The following is a 15,939-nucleotide window of genomic DNA, read 5'->3' on the forward strand; positions in this document are numbered from 1 at the left end:
AACCGGGACGCTCGTTCGGGGCATGGTGAGACTCCAAGCGGATCCATAGAATCGCGAACATGAGCGTCTTGCTGCCCGGGATCACCGTCATCCTGCTGGTCTTCGCCCTGATCGACATCCTGACGAAGACGGATGACCAGATCCGCGGCCTGCCGAAGATCGCGTGGGTGATCCTCGTGATCCTGGTCCCCGTCGTGGGCAGCATCGTCTGGTTCGCCATCGGCCACGACTGGGCTCCGGGCGAACGCAACCACGGTCGCTACATCGAGCCCACCCGCCACGAGGACCGGTACGCCACCCTCGGCGACGCCCGCAGTGCCCACGGCGCCAAGCGCGTCACCGGTACCGAGCAGGAGCTCGCCGAGCTCGAGCGCGAGATCGAGTACTGGGAGGCGCAGGCCCGCCTGAAGCGCGCCAAGGAGGCCGCGGGCGAAGGCGACGTCACCCCCGCGAGCTGACCCGGGCCTCCAGGCCGACGCACCGGCGCGCCGCGCCGCCGACGCACCGCGCGAGCCCACGCGCACGGGCCGACCACCTGCACGCGCACCACGCGCACGAGCCAGCCGCACCAGCCGCACCACCCGACCCGCACCCACCACCCCGCCGCGCCACCTACCCTTGACGCGTGGCACATCTCCTCGGCGCCGAGAACCTGCATCTCGAGTTCCCCACCAAGGTCGTCTTCGACAACGTCACCCTCGGCATCGACGAGGGTGACCGGATCGGCGTCGTCGGCCGGAACGGCGACGGCAAGTCGACCCTCCTCGCACTGCTGTCCCAGCGACTCGAGCCGGACGGTGGCCGCGTTACGCACCGCCGCGGGCTGACCATCGGCTACCTGGACCAGCGCGACATCCTGCCCGAGGGCGCGACCGTCGGCAGCACCGTCGTCGGCGACCTCGAGGAGCACGAGTGGGCCGGTGACCCGAAGATCCGCGACATCATCGGCGGTCTGGTCTCGGACATCCCGTGGGACGTCAGCGTCGACGACCTGTCCGGTGGGCAGCGTCGTCGTGTGGCACTCGCGCGGCTGCTGGTCGGCGACTGGGACGTCCTGTTCCTTGACGAGCCGACCAACCACCTGGACGTCGAGGGCATCGAGTGGCTCGCCGGGCACATCAACCGCCGCTGGTCGTCGAACCAGGGCGGCATGGTCGTCGTGACGCACGACCGGTGGTTCCTCGACGCCGTGTCGACCGACACGTGGGAGGTCCACGACGGCGTCGTCGACCCCTTCGAAGGTGGCTACGCCGCGTACATCCTGCAGCGCGTCGAGCGTGACCGGCAGGCGGCCACGATCGAGCAGCGCCGCCAGAACCTTGCCCGCAAAGAGCTCGCATGGCTCCGCCGCGGCGCCCCGGCCCGCACGAGCAAGCCCAAGTTCCGCATCGACGCGGCGAACGCCCTGATCGACGACGTCCCGCCGATCCGCGACACCGTCGCGCTGTCCCGGACCGCGACCGCGCGCCTCGGCAAGGACGTCGTCGACCTGCTCGACGTGAGCGTCTCGTTCGACGGCACGCAGATCCTCGACCGCATCGAGTGGCGCATCGCACCGGGGGAGCGGACCGGCATCCTCGGCCCGAACGGTGCCGGCAAGTCGACCCTGCTCAACCTGGTCTCCGGTCGGCTGCAGCCGACCAGCGGGCGGGTGAAGACCGGCAAGACCGTGCAGGTCGCGGTGCTCGACCAGCAGCTCGCCGACCTGCAGCAGTTCGCCGACGACCGCGTGCGCGAGGTCGTGGCGCGCAAGAAGACGAGCTACGTCGCCGACGGCAAGGAGATGACGCCGTCGCAGCTGCTCGAGCGGCTCGGCTTCACCTCGGAGCAGCTCTCCACCCCCGTGCGCGACCTCAGCGGCGGGCAGAAACGGCGCCTGCAGCTCATGCTCATCCTGCTCGACGAGCCGAACGTGCTCATCCTCGACGAGCCCACCAACGACCTCGACACCGACATGCTCGCCGCCATGGAGGACCTGCTCGACACCTGGCCCGGCACCCTGCTGGTCGTCAGCCACGACCGGTACCTGCTCGAGCGCGTCACCGACCAGCAGTACGCCGTGCTCGGCGGTCACCTGCGCCACCTGCCCGGCGGCGTCGACGAGTACATGCGTCTGCGCGAGGCCGGAACCGGGGGCGGGACCGCCTCTGCGGCTGCCGCCGCGTCTGCCGGGAGGCCCGACACCGTCGGCGGGACCGGCTCGGCCGGTGCCGTGGCCGGGTCCACGGCCGCTGGTGCGTCCGCCCTGTCGGGAGCGGACCGGCGGACGGCCGAGAAGGAGATGTCGGCGCTCGACCGCAAGATCGCGAAGGTCGGCGCGGACCGCAAGAAGCTGCTCGACCAGTTCGCGACGCACGACCAGTCCGACTACGCCGGACTCGGCGAACTCCAGTCGAAGCTCGCTGCGCTGGAGGCCGAGGTCGAGCAGCTCGAGGAGCGCTGGCTCGAGGTCGCGGAGCTGCTCGGGGTCTGAGCCGGTCTACTCGACGGACGCGGGGTTGACCGCGTCCTGGCCGCTGTCCGCCGGTGTGGCGTCCTCGGGCGCCCCACCGCCGGGGTTCGCCACGACCTCCCACAGGTGGCCGTCCGGGTCCTGGAAGAAGCCGGACCACATGCCCCACGGGCGCGTGTACGGCGGTTCGAGCATCGTGGCGCCCGCTGCCTGCGCCCGCTGGAGGAACGCCTCGGCCTCGGCCTGACTGCCCGTGAAGTGCCCGATCGTGCTGCTCGGTGCCGTGGCCAGCTGCACGCCGGAGTCCTTCGCCATGTCGTCACGGCCGTAGACGCTGATGATCAGTCCGTCGTTGAGGGTGAACATCGCCGTGGTGCCGCCGGCCTGCGTTTCCGTGGCGGGGTACTCGGTCGCGATGACGCCGCTGCCCTCGATGCCGAGCAGGGCGCGGTAGAACTCGGCCGATCGAGCGACGTCGGCGACGGCGAGGGTGATGGCGTGCATGCGGCGCACGCTACGCCGGGGCCGCTCGGCCCGTGTCACGCTGTCGGTCAGTCCCCGAGGCCCAGGATGAGTCGGCGGAGCAGCCCGGCCAAGTGGCCCTGCTCGTCGGCGGAGACCCCGGACAGGATGTCGCGCTCGGCGGCCAGCAGGTCCGCGATCGCCGCGTCCACCGCCACCCGGCCCTTGCTCGTCAGCGAGACGAGGATGCCGCGGCCGTCCTTCGGGTCGGTCCGTCGCCCCACGAAGCCGCGGGCCGCCAGGCGGTCCACCCGGTTCGTCATCGTGCCGCTCGACACCAGGGTCTGCTGCAGCAGGGTCTTCGGGCTCAGCTCGTACGGCTCACCCGCCCGCCGCAGGGCCGACAGGACGTCGAACTCCCACGGTTCCATGTCGCTCGCGTCGAACGCCGTCCGCCGGGCGCGGTCCAGGTGCCGGGCGAGCCGGTCCACGCGGGACAGGACCTCGAGCGGGCCGAAGTCGAGGTCGGCACGCTCACGACCCCACGCCGCGACGATGCGATCGACCTCGTCCTCATGCGGCATCCCTCCATCTTGGCCGAACCCGGAGCGGACAGCCAGCCTCGTCGGTCGTGGGAAGATGGAGGAGCACCTCCGGGTGCGTTCCGCCTTGGTGTAATGGCAGCACGACGGCCTTTGGTGCCGTTAGGTCCGGGTTCGAATCCTGGAGGCGGAGCGGACGACGGGGTGATCGGTCTATCGGCGGAATCAGTTCGGTGTGTTCGCTCCGTGGAGCCTCCGGACGTGCTCGGACCTCCCGTGGCATCTTCAGCGCCGAGCGACTGCGGCTGGCTTGTTCAGTTCGGAGCGGGCCCGGGGTCAGGCCGCCACGGGCATGTCCAGGGGCATGGTCGTGACCTCGATTCGGATCGCCTCCTGCTGCCTCGTCGCGAGGTTCGCGTGACTGGTGGCGCTTGCCGAGCAACTCGATCACTCGGGCGAGGAGCGCGGGCGAGCGCTCATCTCATGGGCGTGCGCGTCTGCTTCGGTCTTGTAGATCTCGCCCCATGCGATGCTCGCGGGCATGGCATGGGGACGCACGTCCGCGTCAGGCAGGCTGATCTGCACGAAGTGCGGGAAGGCGGGGAACGTCCAGAGGTCTTCGTCCTCGAACCGACTTCAGAGCAACAACTCTCCGACGCCGAGCGGGTGGCCGAGTTCCTGACCGTTCAACGGCGGATCGCAGCTCACCATCAGCGCATCGTGACCGTTCGGGAGCTCGATCGGTCGTTCCACCGTGCACCGGAAGACGGTCGAGAACCGCTTGCTGTCCATGGACGAGAGGAAGAAGACTTCAAGCATTTCAGAACTCCGGGTTGGCTCCGCTGACGTTGTCTGAACGGATTGATCCGATGTCGATCCTGTGCGGATGGCGACGGATCCAACGGTCAGCCGCTCGTCACCACGAACTCGGCGCGTAGTCCTTCAGGAAGACACCGAACAGGTCGTCGCCGGCTTCGCCCCGGACGATCGGGTCGTAGACGCGGGCTGCCCCGTCGACCAGGTCGAGCGGTGCGTGGAAGCCCTCTTCGGCGAGCCGGACCTTCGTCGGGTGCGGGCGTTCGTCGGTGATCCAGCCGGTGTCGACGCTCGTCATCAGGATGCCGTCGGTCTCGAACATCTCCTGCGCGCTCGTGCGGGTGAGCATGTTCACGGCGGCCTTCGCCATGTTCGTGTGCGGGTGTCCCGGCCCCTTGTACGCGCGGCCGAACACCCCCTCCATGGCGCTGACGTTCACCACGTAGGTGCGGCGTCCTGTGCTCGCGGCCATCGCGGGGCGGAGCTTCGAGATCAGGATGAACGGTGCGGTCGTGTTGGCCAGCTGGACCTCTAGCATCTCGAGTGGGTCGACCTCGTCGACCTGCTGGGTCCACGAGTTCTCGTCGTGCAGGTCGGGGACCAGGCCGCCGGCGTCGATCGCGGCGCCCAGGGCGAGCCGTTCGAGCGAGCTCGATCCCGGCGCCATCGCCTGCTCGGTCAGCTCGTCGGCTCGGGCTGCGGCGGCCGCGAGGATCGGGTGCGCGGCCACCGATCGTGCGAGCGCCAGCGGGTGCTGGTCGTTCGTGTGCCCGAAGGTGACGAGTTCGGGCAGCGGTCCGTCGGGCAGCGGCGCGAGTTCCGCGTCGACCAGCGGCTGGTAGGCGCCGGTCGACCGGCGCACGGTCTGCGTGGCGTTGTTGATCAGGATGTCGAGGGGACCGGCCGCGGCCACGTCCTCGGCGAGCCCGATCACCTGGGCGGGGTCGCGCAGGTCGATGCCGACGACCTTCAGGCGGTCCATCCAGTCGGCGGAGTCCGGCAGGCTCGCGAAGCGGCGCACCGCGTCGCGGGGGAACCGCGTGGTGATGGTGGTGTGGGCCCCGTCGCGCAGCAGCCGGAGGGCGATGTACATGCCGATCTTCGCGCGGCCGCCGGTGAGCAGCGCCCGCTTGCCGGTCAGGTCCGTCCGGGCCTCGCGCTTCGCGTGGCTCATACGAGCGCACGCCGGGCAGAGCTGGTGGTAGAACGCGTCGACGACCGTGTAGTGCTGCTTGCACATGTAGCAGGGCCGTGACTTCAGCAGGGTGCCCGCGGTGGTCGACGCGGTCGAGGCGCTGATCAGGACGCCGCGGGTCTCGTCGTCGATCCGGTCGGCGGCCCCGGTGGCGGTGGCGGCGATCACACGGCGGTCGGCCTCGGCGATGACGCTGCGCTTCTCGAGACGGTGCGCACGCTTGACGGCCTTGAACATCTTCGCGGTGGCCCGGCGGACCCGGATGAAGTCCGGATGCGTCTCGTCGATCTCGGTCAGCTGCTCGAGCACCCGGAGCGCGACGCTCAGGTCGTCGGGGTCGATGCCGCTGGGTTCGGGGTGCTCGGAGCTCACACGCGATCCTACGTCGGGACCGAGCACCGATCAGACGAGCTGCTGCTCCATGCACACGCTCGTCGGGTCGTCGACGTACGGGCCGAACCGGGGGATGTCCGCGTACCCGGCCTTCCGGTACAGCGCGATCGCCGCGGCCTGCGGCAGGCCGGTCTCGAGCCGGACGGTCCCGATGCCGATCGCGCGGGCTCGGTCGTGCAGGGCGTCGAGCAGCCGCGTCCCCACGCCGAGCCCACGCGCGGCGTCGCTCACGAACATGCGCTTGACCTCGCCGGTGCCGTCGCCGGCGTCGACGAGCGCCACCGTGCCGAGGGCGGTGCCCTTCTCACGCGCCACCAGGAACGTGACGTCGGGCTGGTCCAGGTCGTCGACGTCGAGGGCGTGGTAGTTCTCGGCCGCGTAGAGGCTCAGTCCGTAGTCGTCACCCTGCTGCAGCAGGTGCAGGACGTCGTCTTGCCGGGGGCTCTCGATCTGCACGGTCAGCACCGCCACACAGTAGTGAGGACGACGAGAACAGTGGGCAGACGAGGCCCCCGGCCGACGGCGATCAGGCCAGGAGTCCCTCGCTGACCTCCCACAGTCGCCGGGCATCGTCGGCGTCGAGCATCGCCGAGTTCGCGTCCGACGGGATGCGGTCCGCGGTGAGGGGCAGGACCCGGTCGTCGATCACGGCGACGTCGCTGTCCTTCAGGTAGACCCCGCCGACGCCGTCGAGCAGCGGGCTCGCGGCACCGAACACGAGCGTCGCTGCGCCCTGCTCGACGGTCTTCTTGCCGACCTCGGGGTCGATGACGGTCACCCCGTGGTCGTCGACCAGTCCCTGCTCGCGGTACGACGCGAGCACCGTTTGGTCGTGCGGGCCGGGTCCGATGATGACGCCCGGGTGCGCGGCGAAGGCTCGGATGCCCTGGTCGGCGTACCGCCGGTCGAGCTCCACCGTGAACAGGACGTTGGCGCGCTTCGACTGGCCGTACGCGGTGACCGGGTCGTACCCGTGCGCGAACGTCAGGTCGTCCCACCGGATCTGCCCGAACCGCGCCGCACCGGAGGTGACGGTCAGGACCCGCGCACCACGGGCCTCCAGGAGGGCGGGCAGGAGCGCCCGCGTGAGCTGGAAGTGCCCGAGGTGTGTCGTCGAGAACGCCAGTTCGTTGCCGCGGCCGTCGAGTCGGCGGTCCGGGGTGAAGAGCATCGCGGCACTGTTCACGAGCATGTGCAGCGGGCGGCCGGAGGCCGACCAGCGCGCGGCGAAGGCATCGACCGACGACGGGTCGGTGAGGTCGAGGGCCTCGACGTGGATGCCCGGGATGTCGGCGACTGCTGCGGATGCCCGGTTGACGTCACGTGAGGCGACGGTGACGTCGGCGCCGGCCGCCGCGAGGGCGCGGCTGGTCTCACGGCCGAGGCGGCTGTGTCCGCCGGTCACGACGACGTTCCGGCCGGTCAGGTCGACGCCGTCCAGGACGTCGGCGGCGGTGGACGCGGCAGTGAAGCCGCTGGGCAGGGGGTGCTGGTCGGTGATCACGAGTGGTGCTCCTTCGATTCGATGTGGCCGACGGCGGCAGCAGGGCCGGCCGCGTCGGCGGTGTCAGGGCCGACGGCGTCGGTGATCGCCGACCACGCGTCGGGGTCGAGGCCGAGCTCGGTCCGGAGGAACGCCGTCGTGGTGTGGCGGACGAGGTCCACACGCTCGGGGCTCTCGTCCGTGGTGGCGGTCGACTCGTAGTCCTGGATCCCGCCGAGCAGGTGCTCGCCGCCGTGGAGTGTCACCAGATGCCGCGCGCCGGGGCTCAGGTGGTAGACGTCGGTGAACCAGTCCGGGCCTCGCGTCGAGAGCTGAGACTGGTCGTGGTCGCCGGCGACGACCAGTGACGGGGTGTGCAGCCGGCTGAAGTCGGGGCTCATGAACGCGAAGTGCTCCTGCGCGAACGGCGCGAGGTCGCCGCGCGCGATCCCGGTGGTGGACAGCAGGACCCCGGCGCGCACGCGGTGGTCGGTGCGGTCCTCGCCCGGCCGCCCGTCGGCGTCCAGGACGCGGGCCCCGAGCAGCATGCCCACGGACTGTCCGCCCCACGAGTGTCCGACCGCGGCGATGCGCGCGGTGTCGACGCGCCCGCTCAGGCCGGGGACCGCGTCGATGATCTGGTCGAGCTCGTCGAGCACCCGCTCGAGGTCGTCGACGCGCGTCTGCCAGATGGTCGGGTAGCGCGGGTCCTCGAGCGTCAGCCCGTAGGCCTTCGCGTCGAGGAACGTCGGCTGGACGACGACGAAGCCGTTCGCGGTCCAGTGGTCGACCAGGGGGTCGCCACCGGTCATGGACTGGCCGAAGCCGTGGGCGAAGACGATGACGGGCAGGTCCGTGCCGGTCGTCGGTGCGGTGATCCGGACCTCGAGGTCCTGACCGCGCGAGGGTGCGGGAAGCGTGACGGGGCGCACGCTGATGACCTGCGGTCGAGGTGCTGTGGGTGCCATGTGGGCCTTTCCGGGATGCGGTGTCGCCCGTGGTCGGAGCGATCGTCGTCCGAAACGGAGCGACGTTCCGGAACGATACGGAACAACGATCCGGATTGCAAGAGGAAGTGGAGCGTTGTTCCGCATTCCGTCTGCGTCGTGCGATGATCGACGCATGAGCACCCCGTCGACCGACCCCGTGCCGCGTCGCCGTCGCGACGTCGAGCGCAACGAGCGCACGATCCTCGACGCCGCTGCCGCGGTCTTCACGGCCTCGGGCGTCGGCGCACCGGTGCGCGAGGTCGCCGCCGCCGCCGGTGTCGGGGTGGGCACGCTCTACCGGCACTTCCCGACCCGTTCGGACCTGGTCGTCGCCGTCTACCGGCACCAGATCGAGGCCCTGGTCGACGCGGGGCCGGCGCTGCTCGACTCCGAGCCGACACCGTTCGCCGCCCTGCTGCACTGGGTGCACCAGTTCGTCGACTTCCTCAGCACCAAGCACGGCCTGGCGCGTGTCTGGGAGGGCGACGCCGACGGCTTCACGGCGCTGCACACGCTGTTCGTCGACGAGCTCGTGCCCGTGCTCGGCCGGCTGCTCGACGCCGCGCGGGCGTCCGGCGAGGTGGCCGCACCGACCCCGCCCTACCAGCTGCTCCGGGCCGTCGGCGACCTGGTGGCGTGGAGTCCCCAGGACCCCGACTACAACGTCCGGACGATCGTGACCCTCCTGGTCACCGGGCTGCGGCAGGCGCAGCCGACGGTGACCGACAGCGCGTAGCCGGTCACGCGCACTGGTCACGACCGGCACCGGACTGGAGGCGCGGTGCGGGCCCGTGACGCGCCTCCCGTCCGGCGTCACGACCGTCTCGGGCCGCACCAGCGGCGTCGGAGCGGTCCGCCCCCTACGATCGTCCCGACGAAGGGGGACCACCATGACCGAACTGGCGGACTGGGAGACCGAGGGGGCCAGGGCTCGTCCGGCTCGGCCGGGTGACCACGAACCGGTGCCGGGAGCGCTGCGGGCCGTGACGATCATCGGGGTGCTGTTCCTGATCGCCGCGGTGTGCGTGTTCGTCGTGAACGCGTTCATCCCTCCGGCCGACGAGACCGCGGTGCCCGTCGACGTGCGGCTGCTGATCGCGACGATCGTCTCGGTCGCGATCGCGGCGGTCGGCGTGGTCGCCCTGTTGCTCCGACTCGTCGCCGGGGTGCTCATCCGGCGCTGACCGCCCGCGGACGTGCAGGGTTCACGCTGCGGCTCCTCCCCGGCAGGTGTCAGACCGACGACGCCCGCCCGGAGCCGACGACCACCAGTTCGGTTCCGCTCGGTGCATGGTCAGCGAGCCTCGCGGTCCGGATCGTCATGTCGTCGTAGGAGTTCCACGAGTAGCTCGTGGAACGGGACGAGAACAGTCCGGTGTAGATGGTCTTCTCGTAGTCACCCGACTGCATCTCCGCGCTGCCGTCCACCATCGCCACCTGCTGGAGGGTGTGGAACGCGCGGCTGATGTTCTCTGCTTCGTCCGCCTTGACCGGGTGGTGCCCGTGGACGTACGCCGCGCGCACGAACCGCGACGGCGACGAGTAGTCCCCGGGGATCCCACGCATCGACGCACCCGCACCGAACGGCACCAGGTGGGCTCGGCCGAGCACGCGCTCGTCCGGGACCTCGGGCGAGGTGTTGAGGTAGTTGCGCAGGTTCTCGTGGTGCCACGCGAACCCGGGCTGGTTCGTGAGGACGTCCACGTCGTCGTCGAACACGTGCAGGCCGTCCTCGGTCTGCTCCACGACGATCGCACGGTCGCGGTCGCCGATGATCCAGTGCAGGAAGGCACTCGGGTACTCGTCGTTGATCGGCCGGTCGACGATGACGACGTCTGCGAGCGCTGCCTCCACCGCGTCGACGTCGGCGAACCGGGAAGCGACCCACAACGGGAACTCGAACGCTGCGACGTTCGTCGCACCCTCGACGGGTCCTGTGGGGTAGTGGGCGTACCCGGGGAAGTTGAGGCCGGCGACCGCGACCCCGGCGTCGTTGCCGCAATCGAAGTAGAGGGGCGTGTCGTCCTCCACGATCCCCATGCCGATGACCGCGTGCGGGATGCCGGCGACGGCGCCGAACGGTGAGCGCGGAACGAAGCCGGTCGGGGTGACGACCACCTGCTCGCCGTACCCGGTCGACCAGTCGAGGTTGCGCGCCAGGAAGAGGTGACCGCTCTCGTCCGAGAACCTGATGGCAGTGCACATGTCGAGTCCTTTCTCGTGTGGACCGCGCGGCGCGGTGTCGGTCGCGCAGGACCAGGTTGGTCCCTCATGGTGGCGAGCGACAGCGGCGGACGACAGAGGCGAACGACCCTGACGAGCACCGAGCACCGCCGGCCCACCGTGACGGGACCTTCGTCCTGGACGCCGGCCGCTCCTGAGCGTATGGTCCGCCCATGAGTGGGGCTCAGGGACGATCTTCGCGGCAGCAGCGTGCAGAGCAGTTGGCGGAGGTGTCGCCGCGCTTCCGCGCACAGCTCGACGACCGACGACACGACCGGGTCGGCGCGGACTGGGCCGGCGGCCTGCCGGCGCAGTACGGCGTGGCGCCGCGACTCCGACTCGGGCGTGACCGGTGGTTCAACCTGCTGTGGCTGGTACCGCTCGCTGCCGCAGCGCTCGTCGTCGGCATCGCGGTCGCACGGGAGATCGTCGACGTGCCGGCCGTCCGGGACTTCATGCGGACCTACCCCGGCGAGTCGCGTCTGCCGGCCGGCACACCGGAGGGCTTCCCCGCCTGGCTCCAGTGGCAACACTGGCTCAACGCGCTGTTCATGTTCTCGATCATGCGAGCAGGACTGAGCATCCTGGCCGACCATCCCCGCCTGTACTGGACCCGACACTCGACGCCGGGCCACGAGTGGCTGCGCTTCCAGCGACCTGTTCCGGACGACCCGAACTACACCGCGAAGGGGGATTCGATCACGCTTCCCGACCAGGTCGGACTCCCGGGGAGACGGCACTCGATCGGGCTGGCTCGTTGGTGGCACTTCGGTTTCGACGTGCTCTGGCTGGTCAACGGCGTCGTGTTCGTCGTCCTGCTCGTCGTCACCGGACAGTGGGCCCGGATCGTCCCGACCAGCTGGGACGTGTTCCCGAACGCGCTGACGACGGCGATCAGGTACCTCTCACTCTCCTGGCCGGTCGAGGACGGGTGGGTGAACTACAACGCGCTGCAGTTGCTCTCGTACTTCGTCACGGTCTTCATCGCCGCCCCGCTCGCACTCCTGACCGGGCTCGGGATGTCACCGGCCCTGTCCACGCGCTTCCGGAGGATCAGCCGCGTCTTCAGCATCCAGTTCGCCCGGTCCCTGCACTTCCTGGTCCTCTGCTGGTACGTCGCCTTCGTCACGGTCCACGTGAGCATGGTCCTGATGACCGGCGCGTTGCGGAACCTCAACCACATGTACGCGGGGAACGACACGCAGGCGTGGACGGGTTTCTGGGTGTTCCTCGCCACCACCGTCGTCCTCGCCGTCGTGTGGGTCGGCGGTTCGCCGTTCACGTACCGGTTCCCGAGACCCGTCCGTCGGTTCGGCTTGGCGTTGTTCGGGCCGGTCCAACGGTGGTTCGAGCACGTCGACGCGAAGCCGGGGGCCTACAGCGAGGACGACATCTCACCGTTCTTCTGGCCGAACGGACGGACGCCGGACAGCGAGGAGTACCGCGCCCTGCAGTCGGACGAGTTCCGGGACTACCGGCTCGCGGTCGGCGGGCTCGTCGAGGAACCGGCGTCCCTCTCGCTCGACGACCTGCACCGTCTGGAGCACCGCGAACAGATCACGCAGCACTTCTGCATCCAGGGGTGGTCGGGGGTCGCCAAGTGGGGCGGCGTCCCCATGTCGGCGATCCTCGACCTGGTCCGTCCCGACCCGAAGGCACGGTGGGTGGTCTTCTACTCCTTCGCTGAAGGGGCCGACGGAGGCCTGTACTACGACGCGCAGGACATCGAGCAGATGCGCTCGGAGATGGTCATGCTCGCGTACGACATGAACGGCGAGCGGCTGAACTTCGCGCACGGGGCGCCCCTGCGCCTCCGGAACGAACTGCAGCTCGGGTTCAAGATGGTCAAGTGGCTGCAGGGCATCGAGTTCGTCGAGCGGTTCGAGGACGTCGGGAGCGGGCTCGGTGGGTACAACAACGACCACGAGTTCTTCGGGTACCGGCAGCCGATCTGACCTCGCCGATGCGTTGGACCGTCCTCCCCACGAACGCCGCTGCTGCGGTGATGGCGACCGGGATCGTCGGCACGGCTTGTGCCACCACCGGGCTGCGTCCCGTCGGCGTCGTCGCGTTCACCGTCGCCACGGCCCTGCTGGTCGGGGGCGTCGTCCTCCTGGTCCGCCAGCGCGTCCACCAGCCGTCCTGGTTCACCGGCACGCTCGTCGACCCGGATGCCGCCTTCGGGTGGTGGACCCTGCTCGCGGCCGTCGGCGTCTGCGGGACCCTGGGTGCCACGCTCGGCGTCGGCGCTGCTCCGGTCGTGGCGCTCGTGGTCGGCGGGCCGCTCTGGCTGCTCCTCACCTACGGACTCCTCCCGTGGCTGTTCCTCCGGACCGGCGCGCGGCCGCTGAGCGCGCACGCCGACGGTGCGTGGTTCCTCTGGGTGGTCGGGACCGAATCGCTCGCGATCACCACCTCGACGCTGCACTTCGACGTCGTCGCGCTCGCGCTCTGGGGCGTCGGCCTCGTGCTGTACCTGCTGCTCGCCGCCGTGGTCCTCGTCCGCATGGTCGGCTCGCGGGGAGGACCCCTCGTGGTCGCCCCCACCGCGTGGGTCGTCTCCGGCGCGACGGCGATCACGACGCTCGCCGGCGCTCGCCTGCTCGAGAACGGTCTGCCGGCCGCGGCGCACTTCGTCGGCGGCGCGTCCTTCGTCCTGTGGGCCTGGGGAACGTGGTGCCTGCCGTTCCTGGTCGGCATCGGCATCCGGCAGGTCATCGTGCTCCGCCTGCCGGTGCGGTACGTCACTGCCCTCTGGAGCATCGTCTTCCCGCTCGGGATGTACTCGACCGCCAGCACGGTCTTCGGGCGGACGACCGGTCTCGTCGTCCTCGTGACGGTCGGGAGCGCGAGCCGCTGGGTCGCCGTCGCCGCCTGGGCCGTCGTCGCAGCGCTCGCCGTCGTCGCCGTGGTCCGAGCACTGCAGCCGGACCGGGACCGACCGGGCGACGCACGCGGTGGCGGGTGAGGACGCACCCGTCACCACGAGACGAGGAACGGCGGAGGTCGTGACCGAACGTCGGACGGGAGGCCCGGTGCCAGCTGGTACCGGGCCTCCCGTCCGTCACCGGGTCGCGTCTCCCGCGTCCTCCGGTCGCGTCTCCGGATCGGCTCAGGCTGCTGGCGTCGAGTACAGCACCGCGAGGGTCGCCACCAGCCCGACGACCACGATGCCGAGGTCGAGCACGGCCAGCGTGACGAGCCGCGTGCGTTGCGGCCGCACGGCGGCGCGGACCACGACCATCACCGCGAACAGCACGACCACGAGCACCAGTGCCGGCCAGCCGATCGCCGGCGCACGGATCGCCATGAGGACCATCACCGCGGCGACGATCACGGCCGTGACGGCTCCCCACACGAGCCAGTTCGAGCCGGACGCCGTCCGGAGTGCGGGCTGGTCGCCGACGCGGTAGGGATCGGGGCGGCGGGGCTGTTCGTCGGACACGAGCCGGACGGTACGCGGTGGCGACTGCCCGTCCCCGCAGGCGCCCCACCGCGAGAAGATGGGGCGTGCACACCGCAGCGAGCATCCTCGACGCCGTCGTGCGTCAGGTCGACGCCACCGGCTTCGACGCGCACGGCGTCCACGTGCGGACACGGACCGGTGCGGTCGGTACCGACGACGTCGCCGAGCACCACTGGACCCCCGACGTCCGACGCGAGGTCCACTCCGCCGCCAAGGGCGTCTGCGTCCTGGCCACGGGTATCGCCGCCGACGACGGCCTGGTCGACGTCGACGAGCCGATCGCTCGGTACGTGCCCGGCCTCGCGCTCGGCGACGGCGTGAAGCACGTCACCCTCCGGCACCTGCTCACCATGACGAGTGGCATCGACATGCCGTGGTCGGCGACCGAGCTGACGGACTGGCCGGACCTGGCGGCGGAGTTCCTGCGGCGACCGTCCCGCGGCCGGGTGTTCCAGTACGCCAACGCCAGCACCTACGCCGCCATGCGCGTGCTCGAGACCCGGATCGGCGACGTCGGCGCGTTCGTCGCGGACCGGTTGTTCGCGCCGCTCGGCATCCAGGGTGTCGCGTGGCAACGCTGCCCGAACGGGTTCGTCGCCGCGGGCGAGGGGCTGTCGCTCCGCACCGAGGAACTCGCTCGCGTCGGACGCCTGATCCGCGACGGCGGGGTCGTCGACGGACAGCGGATCGTCAGTGCACCGTGGTGCGACGCGATGCACTCCGAGTGGGTGGAGCGCGAGGGCACCGGCATCGGCTACGAGCGGTACGCGATGGCCGGGTGGGGTGGCCCCGGTCGACTCTGGCGGCTGCACGGTGCGTACGGTCAGATGCTGCTGTTCGACGAGACCGAGGGCGACGACGACACCGGCACCGTCGTCACCATCACCGCCGACGACCACTTCGGCGCCGACGCGCTCGCCGCCTTCGTCGCCGACGAGCTGGCCCGCCAGGACCCCCGCCGGTAGCACCTGCGACGACCCGGCCTGCACGTCCGCGCGCGCCCGGCGTGGGAGGATCGATCAGTGCAGCAGCAACCCGTCGCGATCATCATCGCGGCCATGAGCGAAGAGGTCTCGGCCTTCGCCGACCTCTTCGGCGGTGTCCCCGTCCTCGACGGCCCCGTCGGTGGGCACGACCCGCACCAGCTGCTCGACATCGGCGGCGCCACGGTCGTCGTGCGCCGCAGCGGCATCGGCTTCACGAACGCCACGGCCGCCGTCGCCCACGGCTTCCACGACTTCGGCCCGGGCATCCCGGTCATCAGCGTCGGGACCGCCGGTGGCCTCATGCACGGCATCGCGATCGGTGACGTCGTGGTCGGCGACCGGTACGTCAACCTCAACGCCGACGCCACGGCGTTCGGCTACGCCCTGGGCCAGGTGCCCGGTATGCCGACCGGCTACGCGCCGGACGCCCGGCTCGTCGAGCTCGCGATGGGGGCCGACATCGCGTGGCCCCTGCGGTCGGCGACGATCGGCTCGAGCGAGGTCTTCGTCACCGAGGGCCGCGCTCGTGCGCTCCGGGTCGCGTTCCCCGACGTGGCCGCGGTCGACATGGAGTCGGCCGCGATCGCGCAGTTCGCCCACGTGCACGACATGCCGTTCGTCTCGGTCCGGTGCATCAGCGACCTCTGCGCGCCGGACGGCGCCGAGTTCCGCGAGCACCTGGACGACGCCGCGGCGCGCGCAGCGCGCGTGGTCCACGACCTGGTGCTCGGCCTGCGTTCCTGAGTCCGCCCCGTGCACCGGCCTGGAGGCGCGACTCGCCGCCGCCGGTCCGGCGGCGGTGATCCGGGCCTCACGTTCGTCCCTGCTTCGTCGCGCGCGGGCCGGAATTGCGTTCCACGGACGTTCCGGGACGATTCGCGAACCCGGCACGGAGCCTCTCGCTAGCCTCCATTTCGGGGGGCCAAGGAACC

Annotated in this window: 17 protein-coding genes, 1 tRNA gene and 1 pseudogene; 10 read left to right on the forward strand and 9 right to left on the reverse strand. The window is 70.8% G+C overall.

All coding sequences use genetic code 11. From position 1 onward, the window contains the following. The first annotated feature begins 59 nt into the window (after positions 1 to 59). The 3 genes and pseudogenes from DEI85_RS03275 to DEI85_RS03280 all read left to right on the forward strand — a co-directional run bounded on the left by DEI85_RS03275 (position 60) and on the right by DEI85_RS03280 (position 2,473). Entirely contained in the window at positions 60 to 458 is a 399-nt protein-coding gene (locus tag DEI85_RS03275) for a PLDc N-terminal domain-containing protein (protein ID WP_110858893.1), read from the forward strand. 167 nt (positions 459 to 625) lie between these two features. Next, positions 626 to 1,094: pseudogene (locus DEI85_RS17635) on the forward strand (ATP-binding cassette domain-containing protein); the annotation flags it as partial. Positions 1,095 to 1,117: 23 nt separating this feature from the next. Then, positions 1,118 to 2,473, forward strand: coding sequence for an ABC-F family ATP-binding cassette domain-containing protein (locus DEI85_RS03280; RefSeq protein ID WP_502868687.1), 1,356 nt, complete (start codon positions 1,118 to 1,120; stop codon positions 2,471 to 2,473). Between the two features lie 6 nt (positions 2,474 to 2,479). Here the strand turns inward: DEI85_RS03280 and DEI85_RS03285 are convergent, their stop codons facing one another. Both DEI85_RS03285 and DEI85_RS03290 read right to left on the reverse strand, forming a co-directional pair. Further along, on the reverse strand, positions 2,480 to 2,956 hold the full coding sequence (locus DEI85_RS03285; protein WP_111123842.1) for a VOC family protein: 477 nt from the start codon (positions 2,954 to 2,956) through the stop codon (positions 2,480 to 2,482). 47 nt (positions 2,957 to 3,003) lie between these two features. Continuing rightward, positions 3,004 to 3,498, reverse strand: a complete 495-nt coding sequence (locus DEI85_RS03290; RefSeq protein WP_111123843.1) for a MarR family winged helix-turn-helix transcriptional regulator — start codon at positions 3,496 to 3,498, stop codon at positions 3,004 to 3,006. A gap of 79 nt (positions 3,499 to 3,577) precedes the next feature. On the opposite strand from DEI85_RS03290, the gene DEI85_RS03295 reads away from it, so the two are divergent. After that, positions 3,578 to 3,649, forward strand: a tRNA-Gln gene (locus tag DEI85_RS03295). A gap of 443 nt (positions 3,650 to 4,092) precedes the next feature. Here DEI85_RS03295 and DEI85_RS03300 read toward each other — a convergent pair. The 5 genes from DEI85_RS03300 to DEI85_RS03320 form a co-directional block, all read right to left on the reverse strand. After that, the gene (locus DEI85_RS03300; protein ID WP_111123845.1) at positions 4,093 to 4,275 is read right to left on the reverse strand and encodes a hypothetical protein; all 183 of its coding nucleotides are present in this window, start codon (positions 4,273 to 4,275) and stop codon (positions 4,093 to 4,095) included. Positions 4,276 to 4,372: 97 nt separating this feature from the next. Beyond that, positions 4,373 to 5,839, reverse strand: a complete 1,467-nt coding sequence (locus DEI85_RS03305; protein ID WP_111123846.1) for an SDR family NAD(P)-dependent oxidoreductase — start codon at positions 5,837 to 5,839, stop codon at positions 4,373 to 4,375. Between the two features lie 30 nt (positions 5,840 to 5,869). Further along, positions 5,870 to 6,325, reverse strand: coding sequence for a GNAT family N-acetyltransferase (locus DEI85_RS03310; RefSeq protein WP_258376366.1), 456 nt, complete (start codon positions 6,323 to 6,325; stop codon positions 5,870 to 5,872). 61 nt (positions 6,326 to 6,386) lie between these two features. Beyond that, positions 6,387 to 7,364 (reverse strand): SDR family NAD(P)-dependent oxidoreductase, encoded by a 978-nt coding sequence (locus DEI85_RS03315; protein ID WP_110858902.1) that lies wholly within the window; start codon positions 7,362 to 7,364, stop codon positions 6,387 to 6,389. Beyond that, entirely contained in the window at positions 7,361 to 8,311 is a 951-nt protein-coding gene (locus tag DEI85_RS03320; protein WP_111123848.1) for an alpha/beta hydrolase family protein, read from the reverse strand. The genes DEI85_RS03315 and DEI85_RS03320 overlap by 4 nt, the downstream gene beginning before the upstream one ends. Before the next feature lie 154 nt (positions 8,312 to 8,465). On the opposite strand from DEI85_RS03320, the gene DEI85_RS03325 reads away from it, so the two are divergent. Together DEI85_RS03325 and DEI85_RS03330 are read left to right on the forward strand one after the other, a co-directional pair. Further along, positions 8,466 to 9,068, forward strand: coding sequence for a TetR/AcrR family transcriptional regulator (locus tag DEI85_RS03325; protein ID WP_110858904.1), 603 nt, complete (start codon positions 8,466 to 8,468; stop codon positions 9,066 to 9,068). A gap of 154 nt (positions 9,069 to 9,222) precedes the next feature. Then, positions 9,223 to 9,516 carry a hypothetical protein gene (locus DEI85_RS03330; RefSeq protein ID WP_111123849.1) on the forward strand — a complete coding sequence of 98 codons (294 nt, stop codon included), beginning with the start codon at positions 9,223 to 9,225 and terminating at the stop codon, positions 9,514 to 9,516. 49 nt (positions 9,517 to 9,565) lie between these two features. Here the strand turns inward: DEI85_RS03330 and bsh are convergent, their stop codons facing one another. Beyond that, positions 9,566 to 10,537, reverse strand: coding sequence for a choloylglycine hydrolase (gene bsh / locus DEI85_RS03335; RefSeq protein ID WP_111091486.1), 972 nt, complete (start codon positions 10,535 to 10,537; stop codon positions 9,566 to 9,568). A gap of 191 nt (positions 10,538 to 10,728) precedes the next feature. Between bsh and DEI85_RS03340 the strand changes: the two genes are divergently transcribed. Both DEI85_RS03340 and DEI85_RS03345 read left to right on the forward strand, forming a co-directional pair. After that, positions 10,729 to 12,510, forward strand: coding sequence for a molybdopterin-dependent oxidoreductase (locus DEI85_RS03340; protein WP_111123850.1), 1,782 nt, complete (start codon positions 10,729 to 10,731; stop codon positions 12,508 to 12,510). Positions 12,511 to 12,518: 8 nt separating this feature from the next. Then, positions 12,519 to 13,523 (forward strand): SLAC1 family transporter, encoded by a 1,005-nt coding sequence (locus DEI85_RS03345; RefSeq protein WP_111123851.1) that lies wholly within the window; start codon positions 12,519 to 12,521, stop codon positions 13,521 to 13,523. Between the two features lie 144 nt (positions 13,524 to 13,667). Here DEI85_RS03345 and DEI85_RS03350 read toward each other — a convergent pair whose 3' ends face one another. After that, positions 13,668 to 14,000 carry a hypothetical protein gene (locus DEI85_RS03350; RefSeq protein WP_110858909.1) on the reverse strand — a complete coding sequence of 111 codons (333 nt, stop codon included), beginning with the start codon at positions 13,998 to 14,000 and terminating at the stop codon, positions 13,668 to 13,670. A 65-nt stretch (positions 14,001 to 14,065) separates the two neighbouring features. Between DEI85_RS03350 and DEI85_RS03355 the strand changes: the two genes are divergently transcribed. Both DEI85_RS03355 and mtnN read left to right on the forward strand, forming a co-directional pair. Then, a complete protein-coding gene (locus tag DEI85_RS03355) occupies positions 14,066 to 14,986 on the forward strand; it encodes a serine hydrolase domain-containing protein (protein ID WP_110858910.1) in 921 nt (306 codons plus the stop codon). Positions 14,987 to 15,043: 57 nt separating this feature from the next. After that, the gene (gene mtnN, locus DEI85_RS03360) at positions 15,044 to 15,751 is read left to right on the forward strand and encodes a 5'-methylthioadenosine/S-adenosylhomocysteine nucleosidase (RefSeq protein ID WP_110858911.1); all 708 of its coding nucleotides are present in this window, start codon (positions 15,044 to 15,046) and stop codon (positions 15,749 to 15,751) included. Positions 15,752 to 15,939: the final 188 nt, after the last annotated feature.

The sequence above is a fragment of the Curtobacterium sp. MCBD17_026 genome (assembly GCF_003234895.2).
Classification (GTDB): domain Bacteria; phylum Actinomycetota; class Actinomycetes; order Actinomycetales; family Microbacteriaceae; genus Curtobacterium; species Curtobacterium flaccumfaciens.